This window comes from Ammoniphilus soli, from assembly GCF_040813775.1.
On record NZ_JBEGDL010000120.1, the window covers coordinates 1 to 1623 of the forward strand.

At 41.9% G+C, this 1623-nt stretch carries 1 protein-coding gene and 1 pseudogene; both read left to right on the plus strand.

Translation table 11 applies throughout. The annotated features are described in order from the left end of the window. The first annotated feature begins 480 nt into the window (after positions 1–480). Positions 481–1518 (plus strand): bifunctional inositol 2-dehydrogenase/D-chiro-inositol 1-dehydrogenase, encoded by a 1038-nt coding sequence (gene iolG, locus ABLT31_RS38575; protein ID WP_367761007.1) that lies wholly within the window; start codon positions 481–483, stop codon positions 1516–1518. Between the two features lies 1 nt (position 1519). Further along, positions 1520–1623: pseudogene (locus ABLT31_RS38580) on the plus strand (sugar phosphate isomerase/epimerase); the annotation flags it as partial.

The following is a 1623-nucleotide window of genomic DNA, read 5'->3' on the forward strand; positions in this document are numbered from 1 at the left end:
AATACCTTGGGCCAGCCAGAGAAGCCATTAAGGACAATGTGAAAGGAAAGATGCGAGAGTTCGGGAGTGCGGGTAAAGCGTAAGGAAGATTTCATAAACCCCAAAAAGGCTGGTGCTGGTCATGCTGTGTTCAAAGATCGTTGTTCAGCATGCAAACGTTCCTGCTCTGATCGTTAAGTAATCGTTTCATATTTGGCTCTCGAAATCTCCTCGACAGAAGCTTATATTTACTAAATTAAAATTAGATAAAAAACTTAGAAAAACAAAAAAATATCGATTGAATTTTTAAAGAATCTGAATTAAAATATGATTAATAAGGTAATCGATTACCTTAAATTATAAGTAATTCACCTACTATATCCACAATACCGGTAAAGAATCTGAATTACTTAAGTTATTTTCAAGGTAATCGGTTAACAATTAAAAGCGGTTTCAGATACTTCGCAAATGCGGTTTATAACCAAAAGGGGGATTCATCTCATGACTTTAAGAGTTGGAGTTATCGGTACAGGAGCGATTGGCCAGGATCACATTCGTCGAATTACAAACACCCTATCAGGTGCGGAGATTGTAGCTGTGACAGATGTGAATGCAGAGCAAGCCCATAATGTAGTCAAAAATCAAAAGCTTAATGCCAAGGTTTACGAAAATGGACATGATCTTATTAATGCTCCTGAAGTAGATGCTATCTTAGTCACTTCTTGGGGACCAACCCATGAAGAGTTTGTGTTAGCTTCCATTGCCGTTGGCAAGCCCGTATTCTGCGAAAAGCCGCTTGCTACAACAGCAGAAGGCTGCAAGCGGATTGTTGAAGCGGAAATCGCTTTCGGCAGGCCTTTGGTTCAAGTAGGCTATATGCGCCGTTATGATCAAGGCTATCGTGCATTGAAGAATGTGATTGACAGCGGGAAAATCGGAGAACCGTTAATGGTTCATTGTGCACATAGAAACCCAACCGTTCCGGCTTCCTATACGCGTGATATGGCCATCGTTGATACTTTTATTCACGAAATTGATGTATTGCGTTGGCTGCTGAATGATGACTATGTGTCTGTTCAGATCGTTTCCCCTAGAAAAACACGAAACGCTTTGGAGCATCTGCAGGATCCGTTGATCGTATTGCTAGAAACGGCCAAGGGCGTTCGGATTAATGGAGAGATATTCGTTAATTGCCAATACGGCTATGACATTCAATGCCAAGTGGTAGGAGAAACAGGTATCGCTAACTTGCCTGAGCCATCCAGCGTACTATTGCGCAGTGAAGCGAAGCTTTCTACTGAGATTTTGACCGATTGGAAAGAGCGTTTTATCGAGTCCTATGATGTTGAACTGCAAGATTGGATTAACTCCACTCTTAAAGGCGAAGTGAATGGACCGACAGCTTGGGATGGCTATGCGGCTGCCGTGACTGCTGATGCTTGTCTTGAAGCGAGAGATTCGGGTCTGATCGTTTCCATTTCTTTGCCGGAACGCCCTGCTTTTTATGATAAAAATTTGAGTCTAGTAGGAGGTAAGTAATATGAAGATTGCATTAGATCCTTATATGTACAGACACCTTCCTATTCCTAAAATGGTAGAGAAGGCGGCGGAATTGGGATTTGAATATATTGAACTGTCTCCGCG